The sequence below is a fragment of the Pantoea sp. 18069 genome, from assembly GCF_902706035.1.
Taxonomy (GTDB): Bacteria; Pseudomonadota; Gammaproteobacteria; order Burkholderiales; family Burkholderiaceae_C; genus Comamonas.
Genome location: NZ_CACSJA010000121.1, coordinates 1 through 430 on the forward strand (window position 1 = coordinate 1; position 430 = coordinate 430).

The window sequence follows — 430 nt, forward strand, 5'->3', positions numbered from 1 at the left end:
GGCGGTAGAGGGGCTTCAAGCCTTCCCCGCCCGTCGTCTTGGTGAACCCGGTGATGCCCTCCTCGGCCCAGAAGTCCCGGCTCTGCTCGCCCATGTAGACGGTGCGGCTGGCCAGGCGCCCCACGCCGTCGTAGGTGTAGCCCTGCAGGTGACCCAGCGCATCGCGCGTGAAGGCGAGGCGCCCTGCCGCATCGTAGTAGTTCTGCGTGATGCGGTCGTTGCCGCTCCACGGCGCCTGCTGGGCGATGAAGCTGCGGCTGAGTTCGCCCGCCTGGGCACGCCGGCTTTCGAGCTGGATGACCTGCGCGGCGGTGAGCTGCGTGGCCCCCTCTCGCACGCGCAGCAGTTGGCCCGCGCCGTCGTAGAAGCGCTCGGTGGCGCCGCCCTCGGCATCGATCGTGAGCACCTCGCGCCCCGCGCGGTCCAGGAA

1 protein-coding gene is annotated in these 430 nt (G+C 70.9%); it reads right to left on the minus strand.

What is annotated here, in order from left to right:
- Nucleotides 1-406: RHS repeat domain-containing protein (locus GVL12_RS25840; RefSeq protein ID WP_159918393.1), on the minus strand; the 406-nt coding region annotated here is incomplete at its 3' end.
- Between the last annotated feature and the right edge of the window lie 24 nt (nt 407-430).